General features: G+C 54.1%; 31 protein-coding genes and 1 tRNA gene. 17 read left to right on the top strand and 15 right to left on the bottom strand.

Going from position 1 to position 22562, the window contains the following annotated elements:
* Positions 1–291: 291 nt before the first annotated feature.
* On the bottom strand, positions 292–537 hold the full coding sequence (locus EQV96_RS21080) for a Cro/CI family transcriptional regulator (protein WP_240882335.1): 246 nt from the start codon (positions 535–537) through the stop codon (positions 292–294).
* A gap of 83 nt (positions 538–620) precedes the next feature.
* Here EQV96_RS21080 and EQV96_RS21075 point away from each other — a divergent pair, with 83 nt between their 5' ends.
* The 7 genes from EQV96_RS21075 (at position 621) to EQV96_RS21045 (ending at position 5256) form a co-directional block, all read left to right on the top strand.
* Complete coding sequence (locus EQV96_RS21075; protein WP_240882334.1) at positions 621–1391, top strand: S24 family peptidase; 771 nt, start codon at positions 621–623, stop codon at positions 1389–1391.
* 26 nt (positions 1392–1417) lie between these two features.
* Positions 1418–1891: a hypothetical protein gene (locus EQV96_RS21070; RefSeq protein ID WP_240882333.1), complete on the top strand. Its 474-nt coding sequence runs from the start codon at positions 1418–1420 to the stop codon at positions 1889–1891.
* Positions 1845–2516, top strand: a complete 672-nt coding sequence (locus EQV96_RS21065; RefSeq protein WP_240882332.1) for a BRCT domain-containing protein — start codon at positions 1845–1847, stop codon at positions 2514–2516. Before EQV96_RS21070 ends, EQV96_RS21065 begins: the two co-directional genes overlap by 47 nt.
* 315 nt (positions 2517–2831) lie before the next feature.
* Entirely contained in the window at positions 2832–3215 is a 384-nt protein-coding gene (locus EQV96_RS21060; protein ID WP_240882331.1) for a LuxR C-terminal-related transcriptional regulator, read from the top strand.
* A gap of 457 nt (positions 3216–3672) precedes the next feature.
* Positions 3673–4020: a hypothetical protein gene (locus EQV96_RS21055; RefSeq protein ID WP_240882330.1), complete on the top strand. Its 348-nt coding sequence runs from the start codon at positions 3673–3675 to the stop codon at positions 4018–4020.
* A gap of 81 nt (positions 4021–4101) precedes the next feature.
* Positions 4102–4425, top strand: coding sequence for a hypothetical protein (locus EQV96_RS21050; protein ID WP_240882329.1), 324 nt, complete (start codon positions 4102–4104; stop codon positions 4423–4425).
* Positions 4426–4935: 510 nt separating this feature from the next.
* Entirely contained in the window at positions 4936–5256 is a 321-nt protein-coding gene (locus EQV96_RS21045; RefSeq protein ID WP_240882328.1) for a hypothetical protein, read from the top strand.
* Positions 5257–5335: 79 nt separating this feature from the next.
* Here the strand turns inward: EQV96_RS21045 and EQV96_RS21040 are convergent, their stop codons facing one another.
* Positions 5336–5998, bottom strand: coding sequence for a hypothetical protein (locus EQV96_RS21040; protein WP_240882327.1), 663 nt, complete (start codon positions 5996–5998; stop codon positions 5336–5338).
* Positions 5999–6078: 80 nt separating this feature from the next.
* Between EQV96_RS21040 and EQV96_RS21035 the strand changes: the two genes are divergently transcribed.
* On the top strand, positions 6079–6846 hold the full coding sequence (locus EQV96_RS21035) for a hypothetical protein (RefSeq protein ID WP_346769639.1): 768 nt from the start codon (positions 6079–6081) through the stop codon (positions 6844–6846).
* Positions 6847–6894: 48 nt separating this feature from the next.
* Here EQV96_RS21035 and EQV96_RS21030 read toward each other — a convergent pair whose 3' ends face one another.
* The gene (locus EQV96_RS21030) at positions 6895–7536 is read right to left on the bottom strand and encodes a hypothetical protein (protein ID WP_240882325.1); all 642 of its coding nucleotides are present in this window, start codon (positions 7534–7536) and stop codon (positions 6895–6897) included.
* 145 nt (positions 7537–7681) lie between these two features.
* Here EQV96_RS21030 and EQV96_RS21025 point away from each other — a divergent pair, with 145 nt between their 5' ends.
* The 6 genes from EQV96_RS21025 to EQV96_RS21000 all read left to right on the top strand — a co-directional run bounded on the left by EQV96_RS21025 (position 7682) and on the right by EQV96_RS21000 (position 11604).
* Entirely contained in the window at positions 7682–7870 is a 189-nt protein-coding gene (locus tag EQV96_RS21025) for a hypothetical protein (RefSeq protein WP_240882324.1), read from the top strand.
* A 166-nt stretch (positions 7871–8036) separates the two neighbouring features.
* Positions 8037–8543 (top strand): hypothetical protein, encoded by a 507-nt coding sequence (locus EQV96_RS21020; RefSeq protein WP_240882323.1) that lies wholly within the window; start codon positions 8037–8039, stop codon positions 8541–8543.
* Between the two features lie 74 nt (positions 8544–8617).
* Positions 8618–9544: a phosphohydrolase gene (locus tag EQV96_RS21015; protein ID WP_240882322.1), complete on the top strand. Its 927-nt coding sequence runs from the start codon at positions 8618–8620 to the stop codon at positions 9542–9544.
* Between the two features lie 89 nt (positions 9545–9633).
* Positions 9634–10110, top strand: coding sequence for a hypothetical protein (locus tag EQV96_RS21010; RefSeq protein WP_240882321.1), 477 nt, complete (start codon positions 9634–9636; stop codon positions 10108–10110).
* Between the two features lie 40 nt (positions 10111–10150).
* A complete protein-coding gene (locus tag EQV96_RS23305; RefSeq protein ID WP_235428604.1) occupies positions 10151–10555 on the top strand; it encodes a hypothetical protein in 405 nt (134 codons plus the stop codon).
* The gene (locus EQV96_RS21000; protein ID WP_240882398.1) at positions 10441–11604 is read left to right on the top strand and encodes a tyrosine-type recombinase/integrase; all 1164 of its coding nucleotides are present in this window, start codon (positions 10441–10443) and stop codon (positions 11602–11604) included. The genes EQV96_RS23305 and EQV96_RS21000 overlap by 115 nt, the downstream gene beginning before the upstream one ends.
* 79 nt (positions 11605–11683) lie before the next feature.
* On the opposite strand, the gene EQV96_RS20995 is transcribed toward EQV96_RS21000, so the two are convergent.
* From EQV96_RS20995 to thrS, 9 genes are all read right to left on the bottom strand, one after another.
* Positions 11684–11760, bottom strand: a tRNA-Pro gene (locus EQV96_RS20995).
* Positions 11761–11839: 79 nt separating this feature from the next.
* On the bottom strand, positions 11840–12196 hold the full coding sequence (locus EQV96_RS20990) for a MerR family transcriptional regulator (protein ID WP_095001969.1): 357 nt from the start codon (positions 12194–12196) through the stop codon (positions 11840–11842).
* Positions 12177–12479, bottom strand: a complete 303-nt coding sequence (gene ihfA / locus EQV96_RS20985) for an integration host factor subunit alpha (protein WP_002553164.1) — start codon at positions 12477–12479, stop codon at positions 12177–12179. Before ihfA ends, EQV96_RS20990 begins: the two co-directional genes overlap by 20 nt.
* A 3-nt stretch (positions 12480–12482) precedes the next feature.
* Positions 12483–14861: a phenylalanine--tRNA ligase subunit beta gene (gene pheT / locus EQV96_RS20980; RefSeq protein ID WP_095001970.1), complete on the bottom strand. Its 2379-nt coding sequence runs from the start codon at positions 14859–14861 to the stop codon at positions 12483–12485.
* 26 nt (positions 14862–14887) lie between these two features.
* On the bottom strand, positions 14888–15904 hold the full coding sequence (gene pheS / locus EQV96_RS20975) for a phenylalanine--tRNA ligase subunit alpha (RefSeq protein ID WP_095001971.1): 1017 nt from the start codon (positions 15902–15904) through the stop codon (positions 14888–14890).
* Positions 15905–16013: 109 nt separating this feature from the next.
* On the bottom strand, positions 16014–16370 hold the full coding sequence (gene rplT / locus EQV96_RS20970; protein WP_003442184.1) for a 50S ribosomal protein L20: 357 nt from the start codon (positions 16368–16370) through the stop codon (positions 16014–16016).
* Between the two features lie 29 nt (positions 16371–16399).
* Positions 16400–16594 carry a 50S ribosomal protein L35 gene (rpmI, locus tag EQV96_RS20965; protein ID WP_002553160.1) on the bottom strand — a complete coding sequence of 65 codons (195 nt, stop codon included), beginning with the start codon at positions 16592–16594 and terminating at the stop codon, positions 16400–16402.
* A gap of 60 nt (positions 16595–16654) precedes the next feature.
* Positions 16655–17206 carry a translation initiation factor IF-3 gene (gene infC / locus EQV96_RS20960; protein ID WP_169916631.1) on the bottom strand — a complete coding sequence of 184 codons (552 nt, stop codon included), beginning with the start codon at positions 17204–17206 and terminating at the stop codon, positions 16655–16657.
* Positions 17206–19128 carry a threonine--tRNA ligase gene (gene thrS / locus EQV96_RS20955; protein ID WP_095001972.1) on the bottom strand — a complete coding sequence of 641 codons (1923 nt, stop codon included), beginning with the start codon at positions 19126–19128 and terminating at the stop codon, positions 17206–17208. Before thrS ends, infC begins: the two co-directional genes overlap by 1 nt.
* A 362-nt stretch (positions 19129–19490) precedes the next feature.
* Here thrS and EQV96_RS20950 point away from each other — a divergent pair, with 362 nt between their 5' ends.
* Positions 19491–19793 carry a hypothetical protein gene (locus tag EQV96_RS20950; protein ID WP_095001973.1) on the top strand — a complete coding sequence of 101 codons (303 nt, stop codon included), beginning with the start codon at positions 19491–19493 and terminating at the stop codon, positions 19791–19793.
* Between the two features lie 294 nt (positions 19794–20087).
* Positions 20088–20300, top strand: a complete 213-nt coding sequence (locus EQV96_RS20945) for a cold-shock protein (protein WP_003179963.1) — start codon at positions 20088–20090, stop codon at positions 20298–20300.
* A 70-nt stretch (positions 20301–20370) separates the two neighbouring features.
* On the opposite strand, the gene EQV96_RS20940 is transcribed toward EQV96_RS20945, so the two are convergent.
* Together EQV96_RS20940 and EQV96_RS20935 are read right to left on the bottom strand one after the other, a co-directional pair.
* Positions 20371–20679, bottom strand: a complete 309-nt coding sequence (locus tag EQV96_RS20940; RefSeq protein WP_095001974.1) for an I78 family peptidase inhibitor — start codon at positions 20677–20679, stop codon at positions 20371–20373.
* 159 nt (positions 20680–20838) lie between these two features.
* A complete protein-coding gene (locus tag EQV96_RS20935; protein WP_095001975.1) occupies positions 20839–21144 on the bottom strand; it encodes a hypothetical protein in 306 nt (101 codons plus the stop codon).
* Between the two features lie 158 nt (positions 21145–21302).
* Between EQV96_RS20935 and EQV96_RS20930 the strand changes: the two genes are divergently transcribed.
* Positions 21303–21503 carry a hypothetical protein gene (locus EQV96_RS20930; RefSeq protein WP_095001976.1) on the top strand — a complete coding sequence of 67 codons (201 nt, stop codon included), beginning with the start codon at positions 21303–21305 and terminating at the stop codon, positions 21501–21503.
* Between the two features lie 17 nt (positions 21504–21520).
* Here EQV96_RS20930 and EQV96_RS20925 read toward each other — a convergent pair whose 3' ends face one another.
* Entirely contained in the window at positions 21521–22549 is a 1029-nt protein-coding gene (locus EQV96_RS20925; protein WP_095023610.1) for a nucleoside hydrolase, read from the bottom strand.
* Positions 22550–22562 lie beyond the last annotated feature (13 nt).

Here is a 22562-nt window from a genome sequence, read left to right as displayed (position 1 = left end):
GATTCTCGGGAGTACTGAAAACGAACCAAGCGTGCAGCACTCATGGCCGCGCGCTGGTGATTTATGCGGGGCTGGAATGTGCTTTCAGAGGTATTGCGTGAAGATTCTGTGGCGCTCATAATGGCTCCCGAAGTTTGTTGTAAAGCTGTGAAAAAGCTCGCCCTGTCCGGCGGGCTTTTTTTTGCCTGCGATTTATCAACTGGATGGATTAACAGCTAATCCGAGGTGCTGTTTGGTGGGCTCTGGAGGATGGATAATTGCCAGACACGCAAAGCCGGTCCTCTTGATTGCTCAGACGGCAACAGCTTCAAGTGGATTGTTTTTTGCAGGATTCTGCGAAGGGAATGAACGCACTTCCTCCGCCGTGTATGAGCCATCCGCGTGCTCGGTGACGTATACGTCCCGACCACGACGTATAGCTTTGCTGAGCGCGCCTTGAGTCATTTTGAGTAAGGCTGCCGCCTCACATTGCCCAAACTCCTGAGCAAAATGGGTGATGTGGGTTCTCTTCACAGGAGTTCTCTCCATGGTTTTCATGGAGAGATATTACCTATGGCATTTTTAAATGTAAATGCCAATGGCATTTGATGCTTTATTACCGATGGGCATAGGATTCGGCCATGAGCAAAAAGCCGCTACCCCCCGAAAAGAAAGAAGAGTGCCAGCGACTCAAGGCCATCTTTAACGCGAAGAAAAATGAGCTTGGTTTAACCCAGGAGAAGCTTGCTCATGCTTTGGAAATTAACCAGAGCTCCGTAAGCCATTACCTAAACGGTATTAACCCCCTCAACGCCACAGTGGCTGCAAGCTTTGCGAAAATTCTCGGCGTCGATGTTTCCGCATTCAGCGAGCGTCTTGCCGAAGAAATGATCAAGATCGCCCAAGCTATCGGCCCGCAGGCTGCCAAAGAAGACAACGTAATAACTGTCGACTTCGCCAGAAAGCCTGACAGTGAGGGATACGTGACAATCCCTCGTCTGGATGTGTCCGCTTCCATGGGCCGAGGCATAGCAGCGCCAGACGGGCACATTGATGTGATCCGTGACATTACCGTGCATTTGGACTGGCTCGCCCGCCGAGGAGTCCATTATTCAAAGCTCGAAAATCTGGCGATCATTACTGGCGATGGCGACAGCATGGAAGGCACCTTCAGTGATGGTGCGTCCCTTCTGATTGATCGCGGGATTACTGAAATAAAAACAGATGCCATTTATGTTTTCACGCTCGACGGCGATCTGTTTATCAAGCGTTTGCAACGAATCACCGGCAAGTCCTTGTCGATGATTTCTGACAACCCAATCTATCGACCTATTGACCTGCATGGCGAGCAACTGGAGCGCATGCACGTCCACGCCCGCGTCCTTTTGGCTTGGGATGTGAAGAAGCTGTAACAAAAATCTGCAGGATGGACCCTTGGATGACCCTGATCGAATCAATTGAGACAAGCCGAGTAATTCAGCGATCCCATGCTGAGCCGGCAAGGTCGCGCCTCAGCTGGCACGATACTTGGCAAGGCCCAGACTCTGGACTGATAAAGAACTGGGAGATTGGTCGAAAGCTTGCTATCCATAACCCCGACTTGGCCTCGCGAACACGGGCCGGAGAGCTCCCTCCCTTGAACTGGAAAGGTGGAAGCGATCGAACTCTAGTTAAGCGCGAGAAGTTCGGCTCCTTGCGCTATCTGGCCCAATGGCAGGGGCTACGCGGGGAAGATCTGAGCATTTCCTTGGATTCAGAAGTAACTATCAAATGTGCTAAAACGCAGATGATAGTGACCTTCACTCCGGACATTCGCAAAATCCTGAATGAGTCCGAAACTAGTAACATTGAAGAAGGAGCTTTAAATGGTGGACCTACATCAGGAGTTTCAGAACAGTCGCTTTTTCCATGAGGACCGTATTGATAGACGCTCTGCTGATGCCCTTGTAGGCCTGGCAGCCGGAATTGTTTCGGACGGTGTCGTAACCTTGAAAGAGGCCATTTTTCTTGAAGAGTGGATTGCCAAAAATCTTCTGCACTTAGAAGACCCTGTCGTCAACATCCTCTATCGCCGCCTATCAAATATGCTTTCCGATGGGGTCTTGGATGCCGAGGAGTCGAGAGAGCTTTTGGCAATGCTGCAAAATTTCTCAGGCCTTAGCCTTTGCCAAGGTAAAGCCGTGAGCAAAGCCAGCGAGAACAGCTTTACTGCTCCGAACGACCTCCCCTTCAACATGCCCATTCCAGAAATAGTCTGGCAAGAACGCTTGTTCGTCTTCACGGGTGTTATGGCCTATGGGCCGCGCAAGGACTGCCAGGCGCTTATTGAGGAGCGTGGAGGGTTGATTGGTGGCGGGATCAATAAAAAAACTCACTACCTGGTGGTGGGGAGTGTTGGGAACGATCAGTGGCGCCATAGCAGCTATGGCTTAAAGATCATGAGAGCCGTTGAGCTGCGCGAGTCCGGGAGTCCAGTAGCCATAATTGGCGAGCATGCTTGGCAAGAAGCCCTTTTCGGACAGCCTGCAAACAGCTAACGCCATGCGTCACACCTGAAAGCTCTCATCTGCCCCATATAGAAACCCGCCAAGTGCGGGTTTTTTCATACCTATTGAAAATATTATTACCATTGGCATTTACAAATAATATTGCCATTGGTATTGTTTGCTTCATCGCCGAATCACACCGGCAACAAGCCGGAGACTCACCGGCTACCACGGCCAGGGGGAATCCTGACCCCAGCCCCCTCACGGGGACCGACTGGCTCAGCAATGAGAGCTCTTTAGAAACGGACACTTTCACTGCTGCACCTGGGCAACCGGGTGCATCGGGAAAACAACCGAGTAAACATCATGGAATCGACAATCGTAGACGGTGCATGGAAGGGCCACCTCGGCCGAGGCCTTGCGCCACGGGAACTGCAATTCGTGCTGTCAGTTGCCCAGGGACTGACCGCCAAAGAGATAGCCAGGGCGTTCGACATTGCGCCGGGCACCGTGGTTAAGCGACTGGCCTGCGCCATGTACAAGCTAGGCGTTCACCGCCAAGGCGCGATGGTCGCCGAAGCTATGCGGCGACAGATCATCACCCCGCTGTGCTTGCTGCTCATCGCAGTGATGACGATGCAAGGTCTTGATGACAGCGGGATGGCTCGACGTGATCGCCGCCCCAGTGAGCGACGAGGCGGCGAACTGAGAATGACGCGCCGGGCTGACTCTTTTGATCTGGTCGGCTAATCAGAATCAACCAGCGCCACGACAGCCTGTCGCTAACTGCCCGGTCACCTGCGTGCCGAAGCGCAGGCTGTATCGGAGTGTGATGTGTTTGCCCCGCAATGGGTGGGCCCAGAAATGGGAAGCCGGAGCGGAGGAATATGGGAGGCGCAAGCCAGTAAGTCGGGCAGCCCAGACCGGACGACAAATCACACCCCGATGCGGACGCCAACCCAGCAGACGCTGGACACCTGCATCACCCCTTACCTGCTGACAAACAAAAAAGAGGATTCAGCCATGCACAAGTGAATCGTGATGGGCACGCCCGCACAGCCTTGCTCTTACATACGGTGGCGTTTTAAGAGTGCAACACAGCCCGGTTTCGACTGGGCTTTTTCATGCCTGCAGTTATTCGTCAGCCCTCCCTTGTCGCAAGTCCAGAGGGCTGACGAATACCCGCAACCCACGTCGAGGATCGACCATGCACCCATCTTTCGCCCAACGCGTCACTGCCCTCGAAGGGTTGCGCGCACGTGCCCGCCAAGCTACGGCCGAGTTCTACCAAAAGCCCGGCGTACAACCGCCACCGCTGGCTCCGCTGATCATCGTGCGGCCGAGCGGCAACAACACCTTTTCGCTGATCAATCGCGCTACTGGCGTGGTCGTAGCCGAGCGCTTCGGTCACAACAATGCCACTGCTCATGCTCGTGAGCTGGAGGCAAAAGAAGCGCAGTTCAATGTTAAGCAGTTCGGAAAATTCTTGAGCAGCTGGACTTTGCGCTTTGGCATCACGCTGACCGTGTTCGCCTTCTTCGGTAGTCATCTGTGAGAAGGGTCAACACTTCATTGCAGCGGCGCCTTCGCCAAATCCAACACCAGCTGCCGTCCAGCGGAATAGAAGAGGTAGGCCATGGCCAAATCAGTACAGGAAAGGTCGGCGAAAACTGCCAGGAAGCGAGTAGCGGTTGCCGAGGAAGAGTTGAGGCTCAGAGTTCGCCCCGGCACCCGCCAAGCCCTGGCCGATCTAATGGAGTGGTCAGGCATTACTGAGCAGGGCGAGGCGATGACGCTGATGATTCATCGGCTTCATGAACTGGGTTCGAAGTCCAAAGCGCTACTTGAACCGCCGCGCCACGAATTCGAGATATCGGAAAACGTGGCGCGGGAATTCCGCAACAAAAGCCTGCTCGCCATACAGAAAGATCCAGGCGACGAGATTATCGAGCCTGCATAACCCACCCTACTCACTGCATCCGGTCACGGAAGGCGGCGGCGAGCAGCTTGAAATTTTGAGCGTCACAAGCTGCTACCTGGTACCGGCTTGGTATTTCTCAAGCATTGACTTTGCCCTTGCAATCAAGCTAGAGCTCAGTGGATTACCGGACTCATCTGTAAGCACCATGACCGCAGCACATCGGCAGCCCACGCTGTTATTGTTCAGCCCCCACCATTCAAGCATTTCCTTTCCCGTAAATAGTTGCCCATGCCTGTCGATATGATCACGACGGCTCGTTGGAGCAAGCGCTGACATGTGCATAAAGCGATGAGATATCTCTAGGCGCTCTGCATCAACCAGATCCTGGTTTAACTTGCGAAGCCGCATAGCGTGGATTTCAGCATCGGAAGGTCGATTCGCCAAAGCTCTCTCCTTGATCCGGCTCCATGCCGGTCACCCGTAATACCCCAACCCAGACCAAAACGCCACCACAGGTCACGGAGGGCGGCGCCTGACTGGAGTGATGCCATGAGCACATTTGCAGTGTTTGGAATGACCCGTGACGTTGCGCTGGCCGAGGCCAAGAAGCGCACCAAATGCACCCGTAAGAACGTAAAGGCGCGGGGCCTATTCCCCTTGCGAAATGGCTGGAACTCGTCGAGAAGAAAACCGAGCAGATTATGGGGGTGTACGGGTCGCCAGCTTTCTCCGCTAGTAGATGCCCCGCAGTTCGCCGAGCAGTTCATTGAGCTGGCCCGTAAGGACCCTGAGGTGCCGCGACATGCGCATCAAGGCCAAAGCCGAGCTGGTGGTTGCCAAGAACAAGCCGATCATCAACCTGAAGACTAAGGCGCCAAAGGTTGGGTTTTCGGAGTGGCCGCCGAGGTAGGAGGACTTGGCAGCTTACTTGTATTCATCTAAGCCCTAGTTATCTCATAGGCTCACCATAAATATTGATCATTCCCGAGTTAAAGTTCTCTTGTAACTCTTCAATGCTCGACTGTTCCATAACTGCAATCAAGTACGATAACGATTCAAGTTTATTTTTCTTCCCCTCTATAAACTTTACGTCAGCTTTTAACTGCTCGAGATTCATGAGTAGCTCGTCACTTGCCAGCCCCCCACCTGCATTCAATAAAATAATTGACTTAGCGGCCTCATTTCTGGCGAATTCTAGCCGCTCAATATCTCTAATACAGGTGTTAATAGTTCGATCAAGATTATTAAGCAACATCGTTTTCCTGGCATCAAGTCTCGCCTGTCTGTAATCATCAGCCAGGGCATTTGACTGTGTAGCTTGAGCCTTAAATGTTTCGTCTTGAAGCTTTATCATTTCCCTCTGTAGGTAAATCGTTCTCAATATAGCAGCCAAAGTTAAAAATGAAATCACAGGCAACAGAACACCACTTAAATAGCCACCAAACTCAGACCACCTAGTTGTTGAACTTGAGATACCACCTGAAAAATTAACAACATAAAAAAGACAAACCAATAAGCATGCAATAGCTGCTGCACCACCCAATACATTTACAAATTTAGACTCTGTATTTTTTCCAGTCGCTCCTTCCTGTTTCCCATTGAGCGTCCCCACAAGCAGTACTCCGCATAAATAACAAATATTCTCACAGCTCGTGCCAAAGAGGTACACCCATGCCCACAGAAAACAAACAGGTGCCCACGTTTATAGTGCTGAGCCTGAAGCACACCCATCGCCGCCATAAAGCGATCACGCTTTGGCGGGCGGATGACAGTGGTTACTGCTGGAAGTTGTCCAGCGCCGGTGCTTATGACGAAGCCCGCGTGCTGAGGCGTCTTGGCTACTACAACAGCGGCTGCTCGAACATTGCAGTGCCTGCGGATCTGGTGGACCGGCTTTCCTGTGAGGTTGAGTACGATACCAAGGAGTTGGGGATTTGCCTCCCGAACAACGCCGGCACCTGGGCGCAGTTACTGGCCTGCGTGATCCGCCCCGCTGATTACGAGCCGAAACCTGAGTATCGCGGTTGCCGCTATTCGGTAAACAGCATGTGGATGAAGCGTAAGCGCTGCGAACAAGTCAACCAGGTCATTCACATCATCGCCGACCATGGCCGCGGGTTCTTCTACAACCAGAAGGTGAATCGTTACGCCAGTATGGAGGTCGACGCCCGCGGCAAGGTCTGGTTCATCGACGACTACAGCGGGAAGCGCGTCTTCACGCATGAAACGGTGTGGAGTGGTCGGTGGCGCGGGTTCAGTCACGGCGGCACGCTGAAGGATATGGTCAAGGCGTTCCGGGACTACATCTGCACAGGTGAGCCGCTGCACCCTGGTTATCTGGGACCTGAACGGTTCGATAACAGCAATATCTGGGGTTACGACGAAGCGGGTATGAGGGCAGTGCGTGAGCAGGCCAGCGCCATTCCCGTCTTCCGCCAGACCAAGCAGGCGGCCGCATGACAGTTGTGAATGCCCATGATCTGGTAACGAGGGCGATTGGGATCTAAGTTAATTGTAAAAAACCTCACCAATGCAACCATATACTGCTCTCCTGCTATATAGATGCTGGCCCTCAGACTTAATATCTGAATAAACCCTTACTGACTTACCATTGCCAATATTAAAGCTATCTCCTGGGGGTATTAGAATTGCGATTCGATACTCATCCTCTATCAAGAACCTGTCAGGCTTTTGAAAGAGCAATCTCGAAATATCAGGATCACCCTCCTTCATAATTGCAGGATAATAATTAACATCTCCAGATAAAACACTTGCCCCGGGCCATGCCTTAAACTCTTCAGTAAATTTGGCAGAAAGCTTTTCGACATCAAGCTCAATACAGATATCTGCGTCAAAACGTTTGTAGAGATCGGCATCGTCTCTTTTACGACTCAAGCATAGGCAGAAGGCGCGCGGAGTCAACGCTGTAAGCACAGGATCAGACGCAAGTGAGGCTGGATCAACCCTGATCCCATCATGGATAAATCGGTACGACTTTCTATCTAGATGAAATACCTTCCTCGTTTCATCATCGCGCATATTTTCATTCGAGTTCCTTCCGTAGTGAATAATATCGCTAAATCTGATCTGCCCCATCTCACCAACAACAGCAGAGAGATATTGTTTCTTTCCGTAAAGATATCGCTTCATTGTCACTGACCTCGTAGAGTGCTAATTAATTATACCACGCTAAAATAATGCCACTTTTTGATTTATAGAGTGCAACAGAGCACCTCAACTTAACCCCTCCCCCTTCATAGTCAGCCGCTATAGCGGCAAGGACAGGTATTGCCAAATGAAAAGGACAGTTGTGCTCACCGGCAAGGCGGTCGTGAACTTTCGCAAGGTGATTAAAGACGCTGAAGACTATGACGTCGATGAGCTGTTAGCCAGTAACGACCTACGGGAAGCGCAGATTGACGACGATGACCTGCTCGATATCGAGTGGATTCATGACGATGTCAGCATCGAGGTGACCCCATGACCGCCCTCCGCCGAACAGTTCAGATACGCGGCGCACCCATGGGGCAGCTCGACCTACAAACGATCTGCGACAAATGCAACAGGTCGCGCGCCCACGGCAACCACACCAAATGCAGCAAGTTGCGCCAGGCCGAAGCGGTTGGGCGGCGCGCACGGGAGAAGCAGTAATGAGTGAATTCCGGCGAGAAGATAGCTACATAGTGGTCAAGCTCAAAAAGCTTACACATATGCAGGAAAAACACCTGCGCGCATACCTTCACGGCGAAGGAATTCAGACGATTGAAAGCGTAGTTGTTGAGCGTGATTGGCCTGAATACCACCTAGTCTGGGCGATGCTTGAGCACCGCATGGCCGGTAAGCCGGTGCCTGACTTCGATCTTTGGCGCCGAGCAAATGAGCTGCAGGAACGGCTGACCGCGGCGGATCAGCGTATCGATGCCCTCTCGTCACCACCTGAGCTAACCGCCGAGTTGCGCTGGATCTTTGGTCTGATGTGCTTCCAGTGCATTCACTACGCACAAGGCCTGCGCCGCCTAGGCCACAAAATCCCCGAGAAGGCCGAGCACGAACAAGCGGCAGTCATTCACTGGATGTTCGGGCATTACCTGAAAGACCCGACCAACTGGCGCAATAACGCGACAGCCGAAATGAAAGCGGTAACCCCAGCTGCATAGAAGTACGCCCGTACTCTTCACCTCTGCATCCCACCAAACTCCAAGTGAGCCGTTTTAGCGGCAAGGACGAAGTCATGCCTGAAAATAAATCGAAAACCATGTGTATCTACCACGGCAACTGCGCCGATGGCTTCGGTGCAGCATGGGTAGTTCGCAAAGCCCTTGGGGCCAATGTCGAGTTTGTACCTGGTGTCTACGGCCAAGAGCCACCGGATGTAGCTGGCAAAGACGTTGTACTCGTAGACTTCAGCTACAAGTACGACGTACTGGCGGAGCTCGCGTGGAGAGCGAAAAGCATAATCGTGCTCGACCATCACAAAAGTGCGGCCGAAGACTTGGGGCGCTTTGAGCCATTCCACGCAGGCATTGAAGAAGATACACGTCGCGATGACGGGACCCCACTGCTCGGCTGGAAAACAGCGCACGCCATGGCCAACTCACAAAACGGCCCATCGATCGCCTGCTGTTTCGATATGAACCGAAGCGGAGCAATGCTCGCGTGGGACCACTACTTCCCAGGCCAAGAGCCCCCTCAGTTACTGCGGCACATCGAGGATCGCGACCTTTGGCTGTTCAAGCTTGAAGGAACGCGGGAGATCCAAGCCAACCTGTTCAGCTACCCCTACGACTTTGAAGTATGGGACCAACTTATGGCCGCTGATGTACTCACCCTGGTATCCGATGGGGCCGCAATTGAGCGCAAGCATCACAAGGATGTAGCAGAGCTGGTGGGCGTGACGAAGCGGCGATTGGTGATCGGAGGCATTAACGTGCCGGCAGCATCCCTGCCCTACACATTGACCAGTGATGCCGGTCACTTGATGGCGCAGGGCGAGCCATTCGCAGCCTGCTATTGGGATACGCCCACCGGGCGAGTGTTCAGCCTGCGCAGCACTGATGAAGGTATGGACGTTTCTGAAATAGCCAGCCAGTACGGAGGCGGTGGCCACCGCAACGCTTCAGGGTTTCGCGTCCCATTCGGTCATGAGCTAACCATTTAGTCGCTTTTAGGTTTCCCTTACAAAATTCTATAAGCCTGCCGGTGATCGGCGGGCGAGGAATCGCTATGCCCGCAAATTGCGAATACAGCATGACCCCTAGCGATGCCTCCTACTTAGCGAACATTGCCCTACTTGATCTTCCGATGCGTCGAGAGCGCCTGACTTACTACCTTGAGAGAAACGGATCGCAAAGCCTCGCAGAGCTGTTCGCTCAATTCATAGGCATGGCCAACTCGGTTGCCGAAAACTGCGCAGAAATGAGCGACCAGGTACTGATCGAAGAATGCGGCGTCCACCCGGACAAATTCACCAGTGTGAACCTGCCAACAATCACCGGCGCCTGCCAAGGCGTGTTGATCGCGAGCAAATGCGATCCGGTAGGCGCGTGCCACGGATGCGCATACCGATTGGGGTCGATTGCTAACCAGTCTCCAATTACCACATGCGATGCAGAGTTTATGGCTCACGACCAGAAAGGCTTTATGTGCCATGCACATCTGGATGATCAGGGAGAGCCCATAAAGGTGTGCGTAGGTCACGCCAAGGCATCCAAATCCTCTATCTAACCCACCTTCTGCCGCCAAGCGCGGCGGCATGGAGACAGCTATGTCAAATCGAAGCGCAGCGCAGGTCGCGCCCACCCCTCCAAGGTTCCTCCGCGCTATGGATGCGCCAGGCTATCTCGGCATGTGCCGGGATGAGTTCAACAAAACAGTTCGTCCGCATGTGCGCGAATTCCCGATCGGAAAACAAGGCGTTGGCTTTGATCGAATTGAGCTCGATGCATGGGCTGATGCTTACGTTGAGCGCAAGTCGATTGAAAAAGCAGCCAATCAGGACAACAATCGGCCTCGCAGCGAGCGCCTACAAGGATTAGATCCATGGCGCGAAAAACAATCACCGGCATCTACAAAAAAGGCGGCATCTGGCAAATCGATAAGGTCTTCCGGGGCCAGCGATTTCGCGAAAGCACTGAAACTGGTGACAGGGAAGAAGCCGAGCAGTACCTGATCCTCAGGCTAGAGCAGCTGCGACAGGAAAAAGTATATGGCGTTAGACAAGTCAGAACCTTTTCCCATGCAGCGGCACGCTTTCTCACAGAGTTTCAAGATCAGCCCTCTATCAAGTTGTCAGCGCATCACCTGTCGCAACTGATCGAGTTCATTGGAGAAGTACCGCTCACACACATTGATGATCAGGCGCTTGCACCCTTCATCAAGGATCGGCTTGCAACGAAAAAGCTGGACAACGGAACAGTGAAAAAAGGGGTTGCAAACAGAACGGTCAACATATCAATAGAGCGCGTGGTAAGGGTTTTAACGCTTTGTGCGCGCAAGTGGCGAGATGACGAGATGAGGCCGTGGCTTGATAGCGTGCCAATGCTCACAAAGCTGGAAGAGAAGAAGTCGAGCCGTAAGCCCTACCCCATGTCATGGGAAGAGCAGTCGATTCTTTTTGGAGAGTTGCCTGCCCACTTGCAGGCGATGGCCTTGTTCAAGGTGAACACAGGTTGTCGCGAGCAAGAGGTCTGCAAGCTGAAGTGGGATTGGGAGATTGCGGTACCGGAACTGGGCGCCAGTGTATTTCTGATACCCGCCGATTTTGGCGGGCGAAATGAACGCTCGGGCGTGAAGAACGGCGATGAGCGCTTAGTGGTGCTCAACAACGTGGCCAAGTCGATCATTGATAAGCAGCGCGGTATCAGCAAGGAATGGGTATTTCCTTACAACAGTACCGCAATGCATCGCATGAATGACTCGGCCTGGAAGAAAGCGCGAGTGAGAGCGGCGAAACTCTGGCAGGAGAAAAACCTTCGCCCCGCTCACCCTGGCTACTTGTCTATCCGGATTCACGATTTGAAGCACACGTTTGGTCGACGACTGCGAGCAGCAGGTGTAACCGAGGAAGACCGAAAGGCATTGCTTGGACACAAGAACGGCAGCATTACCAGTCACTACTCCGGCGCCGAGCTGGGGCAACTGATTGAGGCTGCAAATATGGTATCAGCAACCGACTCACGAGGTCCGGTTCTGACAATCTTGAAGAGGAGGCAGGGATGAAAAGCGGAAAAGCCCCGAAAATCTCCCGAAAATGAAAAAGGCCAATGTGGGGGACATTGGCCTAAGTCATTGAATAATATGGTCGGGACGGAGTGATTCGAACACTCGACCCCTAGCACCCCATGCTAGTGCGCTACCGGACTGCGCTACGCCCCGACTAGGCGTTACAACTTGCTAGAACGTTGAGAAATATACCTTAAGCTTTTGAAATACGAAAGTATTTTAAATGCCTAGGTTATTTCTTCAGTACCAGCAAGACATCCTCCAATTCGGAGATCGTCTGGCGGATCAGCTGCTTGTATTGCGTGGTGTCATCTTTGGCTTCATCACCGGAAAGCCGCAAGCGCGCACCTCCAATGGTGAAACCCTGGTCATAAAGCAGCGCACGAATCTGCCGGATCATCAGCACATCCTGGCGCTGATAATACCGGCGGTTTCCGCGACGTTTTACGGGGTTGAGCTGAGGGAATTCTTGCTCCCAGTAGCGCAGCACATGCGGCTTTACACCGCACAGCTCGCTGACTTCGCCTATGGCGAAGTAGCGTTTGCCAGGGATCGGCGGGAGCTCGTCGTTATGACTTGGTTCCAGCATAAGCCTCTACTCGGGCCTTCAACTTCTGCCCTGGACGAAAAGTGACTACACGGCGAGCCGTGATCGGGATTTCTTCTCCCGTTTTCGGATTGCGGCCAGGCCGCTGTCGCTTGTCACGCAGATCAAAATTGCCAAAACCTGACAGTTTGACCTGCTCGTTGTCTTCAAGAGCGTGCCTGATTTCTTCAAAAAACAGCTCGACCAATTCTTTGGCCTCGCGTTTATTCAGGCCCAACTCTTCGTAAAGACGTTCCGCCATCTCAGCTTTTGTCAGAGCCCCCATACGTCACTTCCTTAGCGTGGCGTTCAACCTTTGTTCAAGCGAGGTGAGGATATTTTGCGTTGCGGCGTTCACCTCATCGTCATTAAGAGTGCGCGATGGATGCTGCCAGGTCAAGCCAACTGCAAGGCTTTTTCTATGCGGATCAATGCCTTTACCCTGGTAAACATCAAATAACCTTAGGTCTGTCAGCCATTCGCCTGCATTTTCACGAATTACATCCAGCACAGCACTGGCTGCAACGTCACGATCGGCCAACAACGCCAGGTCACGACGCACTTCAGGAAAGCGCGATAACTCATGGAATTTCGGCATTTTACCTGCCGCCACTTCTGCCAGAACCAGTTCAAAAACAAACACTGGACGGTCAAGACCAAGGTTTTTTGAAAGCTCAGGGTGGATGGCACCGACATAGCCAACTTCGCGACCGTCACGCTCGATACGTGCAGTCTGGCCCGGATGCAGAGCAGGATGTTTGCCCGGCACGAAGGTAAACGCGTCCAGGGCACCGGCAAAACCCAGCACCGCTTCTACATCAGCCTTGACGTCGAAGAAGTCGACAACATCACGACCTTGAGCCCAGCCTTCAGGCAGACGACTGCCGCAAACAACACCCGCCAGCATCGGCTCTTGTTTCAGACCCTCAAGCTGGCCAACAAAACGCAGGCCGCTTTCAAACAGGCGAACGCGATCTTGCTGACGGTTCAGGTTGTGCTGCAACGACTTGACCAGGCCGGGCCACAACGAGGCACGCATGGCAGCCATGTCGTTGGAAATCGGATTGGCCAGCAACAGCGGTTCAACACCCGGGCTAAACAGTTCGAACTGTTTCGGGTCGATAAAGCTGTAGGTGATTGCTTCCTGATAACCACGAGCAACCAGCAAACGACGCAACTCTGGCAGGTCGCTACGCGCCTCTGCTTTGGCTTGCGGTGCCAGACGGGCCTGCGGGTAACGGACCGGCAGGCGGTTGTAGCCGTACAGGCGCGCCAGTTCTTCGATCAGGTCAACTTCCAGGCTGATATCGAAGCGATGGCTTGGCACTTCTACGCGCCATTGCCCTGCCCCTTCAGCGGTGATGGTCAGGCCCAGGGCGCTGAGCAGACGCTCAACTTCCGCCGCGTCCATTTCCATGCCGAGCATCTGGCTGATACGCGCTGCACGCAAGGTGATCGGTGCAATCGACGGCAGATACTGCTCGCTGACGGTTTCAACGATCGGGCCAGCTTCGCCGCCAGTGATTTCCAGCAGCAGACCAGTGGCGCGCTCCATGGCTTCACGGGCCAGTTTCCAGTCCACGCCACGCTCGTAGCGGTGCGAAGCGTCGGTGTGCAGGCCGTAGGAGCGGGCCTTGCCAGCAACGGCGATCTGATCAAAGAAAGCGCTTTCAAGGAATATGTCGCGGGTCTTGTCGGTCACACCGCTGTGCTCGCCACCCATTACGCCGGCAATGGCCAAAGCGCGGGTATGGTCTGCAATCACCAGCGTGTCGCTGCGCAAGGTGACTTCCTGGCCGTCGAGCAGTACCAGCTTCTCGCCTTCTTCAGCCATGCGTACACGAATGCCGCCATTGATCTCGGCAAGGTCGAACGCGTGCAACGGCTGACCCAGTTCCAGCATGACATAGTTGGTAATGTCGACAGCGGCATCGATGCTGCGCACGTCAGCGCGACGCAGGCGCTCAACCATCCACAGCGGCGTTGGCCGGGACAGGTCGACATTGCGGATCACACGGCCCAGGTAGCGCGGGCAAGCAGCAGGTGCCAGCACTTCAACCGGACGCACTTCCTCGTGTACCGCAGCAACTGGCGCAACCACCGGGCGAGTCACCTGGGCGTTATACAGAGCGCCCACTTCACGCGCCAGACCTGCCAGCGACAGGCAGTCGCCACGGTTCGGCGTAAGGTCGACTTCAATGCTGGCGTCTTCAAGACCCAGATAGACGCGGATGTCCTCGCCCACCGGTGCATCGGCCGGCAACTCCATCAGGCCGTCATTGCCCTCGCCCACTTGCAGTTCTGCTTGCGAGCACAGCATGCCGTTGGACTCAACGCCACGCAGCTTGGCCTTTTTGATTTTGAAGTCACCCGGCAGTTCGGCACCGATCATGGCGAACGGGATTTTCAAGCCAGGGCGCACGTTGGGCGCACCACACACTACCTGAAAAGTCTCGGCACCATTGCTGACCTGGCAAACACGAAGCTTGTCAGCATCAGGGTGTTGCTCGGTGCTCAGCACCTCGCCCACAACCACGCCACTGAATACACCGGCGGCCGGCGTAACGCTGTCGACCTCAAGACCGGCCATCGACAGACGAGCAACCAGCTCGTCGCGACCTACCTGCGGGTTTACCCAACCACGCAGCCATTGTTCACTGAATTTCATCCTGCTCTCCTAAGAATTCGTTACGACTAGCGAAATTGCGCGAGGAACCGCAAGTCGTTGTCGAAGAACAGACGCAAGTCGTTCACGCCGTAACGCAGCATGGCCAGACGCTCAACGCCCATGCCGAAGGCAAAGCCCGAGAACTCTTCCGGGTCGATCCCGGACATGCGCAGCACGTTCGGATGAACCATGCCGCAGCCCATGACTTCCAGCCAGCCAGTCTGCTTGCAGACACGACAGCCTTTACCGCTGCACATCACGCATTCCATATCCACTTCAGCGGAAGGCTCGGTGAACGGGAAGTAGGACGGACGGAAACGCACGGCCAGTTCTTTTTCGAAGAACACCCGCAGGAACTCTTCGATGGTCCCTTTCAGGTCAGCGAAGTTGATATCGCGATCGATCAGCAGGCCTTCGACCTGGTGAAACATCGGCGAATGGGTGATATCCGAGTCGCTACGGTACACACGGCCCGGGCAGACAATGCGGATCGGCGGCTGCTTGGATTCCATGGTGCGGACCTGTACCGGCGAGGTATGGGTGCGCAACAACATGTTGGCATTGAAATAGAAGGTGTCATGCATCGACCGGGCCGGGTGATGGCCTGGGATGTTGAGCGCTTCGAAGTTGTGATAGTCGTCTTCAACCTCAGGGCCTTCGGCGATGCCGTAGCCAATATGGGTAAAGAACTGTTCGATACGTTCCAGAGTCCGGGTCACCGGATGCAGACCGCCAGAGGTCTGGCCACGGCCAGGCAGGGTCACGTCAATGGACTCGGCAGACAGTTTGGCGGCCAGTTCGGCCTCTTCAAACAACGCCTTGCGCGCATTGAGAACCTCTGTGACACGCTCCTTGGCAACGTTGATGAGGGCACCGACTTGCGGACGCTCTTCTGCTGGCAAATTGCCCAGGGTCTTCATCACCTGAGTCAATTCACCCTTTTTGCCAAGGTATTGAACCCGGATTTGCTCCAGGGCATTGATATCTTCAGCGCTTTGCACAGCCTCTAGTGCTTGAGAGACCAGCGCATCCAGGTTTTCCATGTACAGACTCCAGATACAAAATAGGGGAAGAGCTTGAAGGCTCTTCCCCTATTTATGACGTTTAGCACCCGGGCTTACACAGGCAAGCCCAAGTGACTGTCGGGGGTACTTAAGCCAGAGTGGCTTTAGCTTTCTCGACAATCGCAGCAAACGCCGCTTTTTCGTTCACTGCCAGATCAGACAGAACCTTACGGTCGATCTCGATGGAAGCTTTTTTCAGGCCGGCGATGAAACGGCTGTAAGACAGACCGTTGATACGAGCACCAGCGTTGATACGAGCGATCCACAGAGCGCGGAACTGACGTTTTTTCTGACGACGGTCACGGTAGGCGTATTGGCCTGCCTTGATTACCGCTTGCTTGGCAACACGGAATACGCGTGAGCGTGCGCCGTAGTAGCCTTTAGCCAGTTTCAGAATTTTTTTGTGACGTTTACGGGCGACAACGCCACGCTTTACACGAGCCATGAGTTACTTCCTCTAGTCTTAACCAAAAATTAACGAAGGCGCAGCATGCGCTCGACTTTTGCCACGTCAGACGGATGCAGCAAGCTGCTACCGCGCAGTTGACGCTTACGCTTGGTCGACATTTTGGTCAGGATGTGGCTCTTGAAAGCGTGCTTGTGCTTGATACCGTTAGCAGTTTTCAGAAACCGCTTAGCAGCACCACTTTTAGTCTTCATCTTTGGCATGTTCGGATACTCCGCATTCAGTTGATAAACATAATCAGAAGGCCTGCCGTGCCCAATTGATTACTTCTTCTTTTTCGGGGCGATGACCATGATCAGCTGGCGTCCTTCCATCTTAGGATGCTGTTCGACGGTACCGTATTCCGCAAGGTCAGCTTCAACCCGCTTCAACAGTTCCATACCCAGCTCCTGGTGGGCCATCTCACGGCCGCGGAATCGTAACGATACCTTGGCCCTGTCCCCATCACTCAGGAAACGTACCAGGTTGCGCAGTTTTACCTGGTAATCCCCTTCCTCCGTCCCTGGACGAAACTTGATTTCTTTAACCTGAATCTGTTTCTGGTTTTTCTTTGCAGCAGCAACCTGTTTCTTCTTTTCGAAGATAGATTTGCCGTAGTCCATCAGCTTGCAAACTGGGGGTACTGCATCAGCGGAAATTTCCACCAAGTCCAGTTTGGCCTCTTCAGCTTTAAGAAGCGCGTCTTCAATTGACACAATCCCAAGCTGCTCGCCTTCAGCCCCAATTAACCGAACCTCGCGTGCCGAGATATTCTCGTTGATCGGGGCTTTCGGTGCAGCTCGTTTATCTTGTCTCATTTCACGCTTAATAATAATTACTCCGAATCATGGCGACCACGCCGGGAAACCGCTTGTGCGAGGAATTCAGCGAATTGCGCGACGGGCATCGAGCCCAGGTCAGCACCTTCACGTGTACGCACAGCGACAGTCTGCATCTCGACTTCCCGATCTCCGATAACCAAGAGATAAGGAACCTTGAGCAAAGTATGCTCGCGGATTTTAAAGCCGATCTTTTCATTTCTCAAGTCAGACTTGGCACGAAATCCGCTCTGATTGAGAGTTTTTTCAACTTCAGCAGCAAAATCTGCCTGTTTGTCAGTGATATTCATGATCACTGCCTGGGTTGGAGCCAGCCAAGCAGGGAATGCGCCTTCGTAATGTTCGATCAGGATACCGACAAAACGTTCGAACGATCCAAGGATCGCGCGGTGCAGCATAACCGGGTGCTTACGGCTGTTGTCTTCGGACACATATTCTGCGCCAAGACGGATCGGCAGGTTGAAATCGAGCTGCAGGGTACCACATTGCCAGACACGACCCAGACAATCTTTCAGAGAAAATTCAATCTTGGGACCGTAGAAGGCACCTTCGCCCGGTTGCAAATCGTACGCCAGGCCAGCGCTATCAAGGGCTGAAGCCAATGCGCTTTCGGCGCGATCCCACAGTTCATCCGAACCCACACGCTTTTCAGGACGCGTCGACAGCTTGAGCTCAATGTCCTTGAAACCGAAGTCAGCGTAGACATCCAGCGTCAGCTTGATAAAAGCTGCCGACTCGGCCTGCATCTGCTCTTCAGTACAGAAGATGTGGGCATCGTCCTGGGTAAAGCCACGCACACGCATGATGCCGTGCAGGGCGCCCGACGGCTCGTTACGGTGACAGGCACCGAATTCGGCCAGACGCAGCGGCAGCTCGCGGTAGCTTTTCAGGCCCTGGTTGAACACTTGCACATGGCAAGGGCAGTTCATCGGCTTGATCGCGTAGTCGCGGCTTTCCGACTGGGTAGTGAACATGTTCTCGGCGTAGTTGGCCCAGTGCCCGGATTTTTCCCAGAGGCTGCGATCAACGACCTGAGGAGTCTTGATCTCCAGGTAGCCATTGTCGCGCTGTACTTTGCGCATGTACTGCTCAAGTACCTGGTACAGGGTCCAGCCATTCGGGTGCCAGAACACCATGCCCGGGGCTTCTTCCTGGGTGTGGAACAAGCCAAGGCGCTTGCCGATTTTACGGTGATCGCGCTTTTCGGCTTCTTCGATACGCAGGACGTAGGCCGCCAGCTGCTTTTTGTCAGCCCAGGCCGTGCCGTAGATACGCTGCAACTGCTCGTTCTTGGCATCGCCACGCCAGTAGGCGCCCGACAGCTTGGTCAGCTTGAACGATTTGAGGAAACGCGTGTTCGGCACGTGAGGACCGCGGCACATGTCGACGTATTCTTCATGGAAGTACAAACCCATGGCCTGCTCGTCCGGCATGTCTTCGATCAGGCGCAGCTTGTAGTCTTCACCACGGGCAGCAAACAGTTCGATCACTTCGGCACGCGGCGTCACTTTCTTGATGACGTCGTAGTCTTTTTCGATCAGTTGCTGCATGCGCTGTTCGATAGCAGCCATGTCATCCGGGGTGAACGGACGCTCATAGGCGATATCGTAGTAAAAGCCTTCGTCGATGACCGGCCCGATGACCATTTTGGCCGTCGGGAACAGCTGCTTCACCGCATGACCGACCAAGTGGGCGCAAGAGTGACGAATGATCTCCAGCCCCTCTTCATCCTTGGGCGTGATGATTTGCAAGGTGGCATCGTTTTCAATCAGATCACAGGCATCCACCAGCTTGCCGTTGACCTTGCCGGCCACGGTGGCTTTAGCCAGGCCGGCGCCAATTGAAGCGGCAACCTCGGCTACAGAAACTGGATGATCGAAAGAGCGTTGACTGCCGTCGGGAAGAGTAATAGTTGGCATGGCGCCTCCTCTCCTAGTGGTGACCCCTACCAAAGGTCACGTGGGTTGGGATGAGCCAGTACGCGATTCGGTGGTATGCCTGCCTCACAGTGGCAGGAGCCTTGCGGCGAACCTAAAACCGAACCAGAGTGACTGGAGTTCAAATCAAAAAGGTTAATGGCACTGCATGGCGGTTCAAGGAACACGCGAATGCAGGAAATAGCCAGGGCGGCATGCTAGCACAGATGGATACGCCTGTTGCGCACCCCTCCCCGCATCCGCGAGAAAACGGGGTTTTTTACAAAAGGGTGAACTTGAGCTCCACTTACCTTTCACATACTCAGTGATACACACTCGGTTTTAATGCCTACAAGGAGCATCTTATGCGCACGATCCGCTTACTCGCCTTCGCAGCCCCCCTGGCGCTGCTGCTACCCCTGAGCGCCCAGGCCGATAACTGGCCTGCAGGCGCCAAAAAAGACTACATGAAGGACTGCGTAGCGGCAGCCAGCCAAAGTGTTGACGCAAAAACGGCCCAACAGCATTGCGCATGCGGTGCGGACAAGCTGTCCGAGAAGTTTACAAGCGCCGAAATCACACAGCTGATGAGCAAGACAACCCAGCCTAGCGCAGAGCTTCGCACCCGGGCTCTGGACGCCATCCAGGCTTGCCGGGCCAAGAAATAACCACCCTCCTCACGGCTCGAATTGAGCCGTGAGGAGAGCAAAAACAGTCAAAAACGCTCTTGCACGTAAAAAATATTGATTCTCGACTGCTTTTTTTCTAACAGCCTTTAGCCCTCAACCCCCCGTAAACCGGGGGTCTTGAGCATTTCAAAGAGCAGACGAGGGTTAACATTGCAGCAATCTGTAGTTCAGGGGGGCTCCCAAAGCGCACATTTCGACTATGATACCTCGGTGTGCCCAGTTGGCCTGAGCAGCACAGTACTACTGAAAATATAAGTTTCTTGGAGATACACCATGTCTAATCGCCAAACCGGCACCGTAAAATGGTTCAACGATGAAAAAGGCTTCGGCTTCATCACTCCTCAAGGTGGCGGTGACGACCTGTTCGTACACTTCAAAGCTATCGAAAGCGACGGTTTCAAAAGCCTGAAAGAAGGCCAGACCGTTTCCTTCGTGGCTGAGAAAGGCCAAAAGGGTATGCAAGCTGCACAGGTTCGTCCGGAGTAAATCTCCCGCGAACAAAAAAACCCCGTCCATGTGACGGGGTTTTTTATGCCTGACGCAATGTCAGGCCAGGTTAGCCGCAGTTAACCCGGGTAATGATGCCAGCGTCGTCCGCATTGAGATTGAGACGGTCCGAGCGGTACTCAAGCGTCATCACGTCATGCGGCATCAAAATACGCGCGTTCTGCGCACCAGCCTTGATACGGGCCTGCTCCAGAAGCTGCGCCGAAGCCTTTTGACCGACTGCAAATGCTGCTGATTTAGCATCGCAACGGCTATGCCCCGCCTCGGCGACAGGCTCCTTGACCGAACTTGCGGTGCTGCATCCGGACAGTGCCAAGACCGCCAACAACGAACCCAATGACACTAGCTTCCAAGACATGAAGCCTCCTTAAGATAAATAGTCTGAACCCTTGCGACAGCTTTTTCGCACATAGGTTGCATGACGCCTCTCAGCGCCTTCTGATTTGCCAGCACCGGCAAGTGTGCCCGAGCCGACTTTTACCGTGCACCCCTAATCATTGCCAAATATGTTCAGGTGTCAGTACACATCAATGTAATCGAACGGCGGATTAGGCCAGTTGTCCTTGAGGGCATTGAATATCTGCATGACCCAGACCTCATCGCTTGCTGCAACTTTTCCGACATAGCCAGAACCTGCCGCCCAGGTCTCCAGCCTGAAAAGCAGACCGTCGATATCGACACCGCCCACCACACCCGAAGATATATAAGCGATACCCGTCTTGGTCACGCGCAACTGTGTATGGGCATCATCACTGGCCGAGGCCAGCAACTGACGCACAGCGCCAAGAGTAAAGCCCTCAGGGTTGTTTAGATCAATTTGCATGGCCTGCACCGCTCCCAAAAAGTGCAAGTGTGGCACGCAGTGCGGGGGTCATGGGCTGTTGAGGGTGCAAAAACCAATATTTACTTTGGTCTATTCATAGCGAAATGACGACTTTTTGCTAAAATCGCCTTTTCACGCCCCCTTCCCATGAGCACCCCATGACAACAGTCAGCATCGATGCAGATATCAAGGCCAAGTGGCATCAAGGACAGTGCTCATACAGCCCTGGCAGCCCTGAAGAGCTGGCCATTATCGGCATCGACCTTTTGGTTAAAGAGCTCGGCACGGAAGCTGCCCGAGCGTTCGTCAGTCAGGTGTTCGAAAAGTACAAACCGGCCGAGCCCGTCAGGCTGACCTGACGGCGCGCAACCTCACTTCACTTGAGCCGGCCCAGACGCGCGGTAAGCAAGTCAAAAAAGCCCTGCGCGTCACCGCTCTCGACCCAAAAGGCGTTTTTGGGCTGGTTCAAGGTGTTGTACCAGTCCGGGATAGTCTGGCCAAAGGTCGGCCCCTCGCGAGTATCCACGACCAGGTTGACTTCACGCCCGGAGAACAGCGCAGGATTGAGCAGGTAGGCAATGACACTGGCATCGTGAACAGGCCCGCCAGGCAGTCCGTAGTGCACCATGTCGCCTTTCACATATTCATTGAGAATATCGCCCACCAGTTTGCCGGCCGTATTGCCCAGTGCAGCGATCTGCTTCAGTCGCGCCTCGCTGGTAAGGATCTTGTGTGTCACATCCAGCGGTACATAGGTCAGTTTCACCCCGCTCTTCAACACCACGTCTGCCGCATGCGGATCGGCATAAAGGTTGAACTCGGCAACCGGGGTGATATTACCGCCATTGAAATGGGCGCCGCCCATGACCACGACTTCCTTGATTCCCTGCGTGATTTCCGGGGCCTGGATCAAGGCCAGGGCCAGGTTTGTCTGCGGGCCGAGCATGGCAATGGTCACGCTGCCTGGCTTGGCTGCACGCAAGGTATCAACCAGGTAATTGACCGCATTGGCCTTTTCGAGACCTTTGGCCGGCTCATGCACAGGCACACCGGTGACGCCTTCCTGGCCGTGAATGTTCTCGGCGTAAATCGGCGTACGCACCAGGGGTTTAGGCGCCCCGGCATACACCGGCACGTCTTCGCGCCCTGCCCACTCCCGGGCCAGCCGGGCATTGCGCGAGGTCTTGTCGAGCCGTACGTTGCCCGCCACGGTGGTAATGGCCCGCACCTGTAACTGCTCCGGTGAAGCCAGTGCCAGCAGCAGAGCGACCACATCATCGGCGCCGGGGTCCGTGTCGATGATCAAATCGATCTTGTCTGCGGCTTGAACACTCGACATCGTGATGGCGGACACGAACAAGACACTCCTGATCAATGGCTGAAAAATCCGGGTAAAACGTGGCATCACAACTCCCTGG

Origin of the sequence: Pseudomonas sp. TMW22080, assembly GCF_022496745.1 — a bacterium.
Classification (GTDB): domain Bacteria; phylum Pseudomonadota; class Gammaproteobacteria; order Pseudomonadales; family Pseudomonadaceae; genus Aquipseudomonas; species Aquipseudomonas bubulae.
Note: the sequence above shows the minus strand (reverse complement) of the source record. Positions and strands in the feature narration are given on the sequence as shown.

What these genes read in the sequence shown, in the direction of transcription:
- EQV96_RS21075 (WP_240882334.1), top strand. Translation starts at nt 621, where the DNA reads ATGAGCAAAAAGCCGCTACCCCCCGAAAAGAAAGAAGAGTGCCAGCGA.
- pheT (WP_095001970.1), bottom strand. Translation starts at nt 14,861, where the DNA reads ATGAAATTCAGTGAACAATGGCTGCGTGGTTGGGTAAACCCGCAGGTA.
- EQV96_RS21070 (WP_240882333.1), top strand. Translation starts at nt 1,418, where the DNA reads ATGACCCTGATCGAATCAATTGAGACAAGCCGAGTAATTCAGCGATCC.
- EQV96_RS21025 (WP_240882324.1), top strand. Translation starts at nt 7,682, where the DNA reads ATGAAAAGGACAGTTGTGCTCACCGGCAAGGCGGTCGTGAACTTTCGC.
- EQV96_RS20945 (WP_003179963.1), top strand. Translation starts at nt 20,088, where the DNA reads ATGTCTAATCGCCAAACCGGCACCGTAAAATGGTTCAACGATGAAAAA.
- EQV96_RS20940 (WP_095001974.1), bottom strand. Translation starts at nt 20,679, where the DNA reads ATGTCTTGGAAGCTAGTGTCATTGGGTTCGTTGTTGGCGGTCTTGGCA.
- EQV96_RS21050 (WP_240882329.1), top strand. Translation starts at nt 4,102, where the DNA reads ATGGCCAAATCAGTACAGGAAAGGTCGGCGAAAACTGCCAGGAAGCGA.
- EQV96_RS20925 (WP_095023610.1), bottom strand. Translation starts at nt 22,549, where the DNA reads ATGCCACGTTTTACCCGGATTTTTCAGCCATTGATCAGGAGTGTCTTG.
- EQV96_RS21010 (WP_240882321.1), top strand. Translation starts at nt 9,634, where the DNA reads ATGACCCCTAGCGATGCCTCCTACTTAGCGAACATTGCCCTACTTGAT.
- EQV96_RS21060 (WP_240882331.1), top strand. Translation starts at nt 2,832, where the DNA reads ATGGAATCGACAATCGTAGACGGTGCATGGAAGGGCCACCTCGGCCGA.
- EQV96_RS20935 (WP_095001975.1), bottom strand. Translation starts at nt 21,144, where the DNA reads ATGCAAATTGATCTAAACAACCCTGAGGGCTTTACTCTTGGCGCTGTG.
- EQV96_RS21055 (WP_240882330.1), top strand. Translation starts at nt 3,673, where the DNA reads ATGCACCCATCTTTCGCCCAACGCGTCACTGCCCTCGAAGGGTTGCGC.
- EQV96_RS20930 (WP_095001976.1), top strand. Translation starts at nt 21,303, where the DNA reads ATGACAACAGTCAGCATCGATGCAGATATCAAGGCCAAGTGGCATCAA.
- EQV96_RS21045 (WP_240882328.1), top strand. Translation starts at nt 4,936, where the DNA reads ATGAGCACATTTGCAGTGTTTGGAATGACCCGTGACGTTGCGCTGGCC.
- EQV96_RS21020 (WP_240882323.1), top strand. Translation starts at nt 8,037, where the DNA reads ATGAGTGAATTCCGGCGAGAAGATAGCTACATAGTGGTCAAGCTCAAA.
- EQV96_RS20990 (WP_095001969.1), bottom strand. Translation starts at nt 12,196, where the DNA reads ATGCTGGAACCAAGTCATAACGACGAGCTCCCGCCGATCCCTGGCAAA.
- ihfA (WP_002553164.1), bottom strand. Translation starts at nt 12,479, where the DNA reads ATGGGGGCTCTGACAAAAGCTGAGATGGCGGAACGTCTTTACGAAGAG.
- rpmI (WP_002553160.1), bottom strand. Translation starts at nt 16,594, where the DNA reads ATGCCAAAGATGAAGACTAAAAGTGGTGCTGCTAAGCGGTTTCTGAAA.
- thrS (WP_095001972.1), bottom strand. Translation starts at nt 19,128, where the DNA reads ATGCCAACTATTACTCTTCCCGACGGCAGTCAACGCTCTTTCGATCAT.
- EQV96_RS21065 (WP_240882332.1), top strand. Translation starts at nt 1,845, where the DNA reads ATGGTGGACCTACATCAGGAGTTTCAGAACAGTCGCTTTTTCCATGAG.
- EQV96_RS23305 (WP_235428604.1), top strand. Translation starts at nt 10,151, where the DNA reads ATGTCAAATCGAAGCGCAGCGCAGGTCGCGCCCACCCCTCCAAGGTTC.
- EQV96_RS21015 (WP_240882322.1), top strand. Translation starts at nt 8,618, where the DNA reads ATGCCTGAAAATAAATCGAAAACCATGTGTATCTACCACGGCAACTGC.
- EQV96_RS20950 (WP_095001973.1), top strand. Translation starts at nt 19,491, where the DNA reads ATGCGCACGATCCGCTTACTCGCCTTCGCAGCCCCCCTGGCGCTGCTG.
- EQV96_RS21080 (WP_240882335.1), bottom strand. Translation starts at nt 537, where the DNA reads ATGAAAACCATGGAGAGAACTCCTGTGAAGAGAACCCACATCACCCAT.
- rplT (WP_003442184.1), bottom strand. Translation starts at nt 16,370, where the DNA reads ATGGCTCGTGTAAAGCGTGGCGTTGTCGCCCGTAAACGTCACAAAAAA.
- EQV96_RS21030 (WP_240882325.1), bottom strand. Translation starts at nt 7,536, where the DNA reads ATGAAGCGATATCTTTACGGAAAGAAACAATATCTCTCTGCTGTTGTT.
- pheS (WP_095001971.1), bottom strand. Translation starts at nt 15,904, where the DNA reads ATGGAAAACCTGGATGCGCTGGTCTCTCAAGCACTAGAGGCTGTGCAA.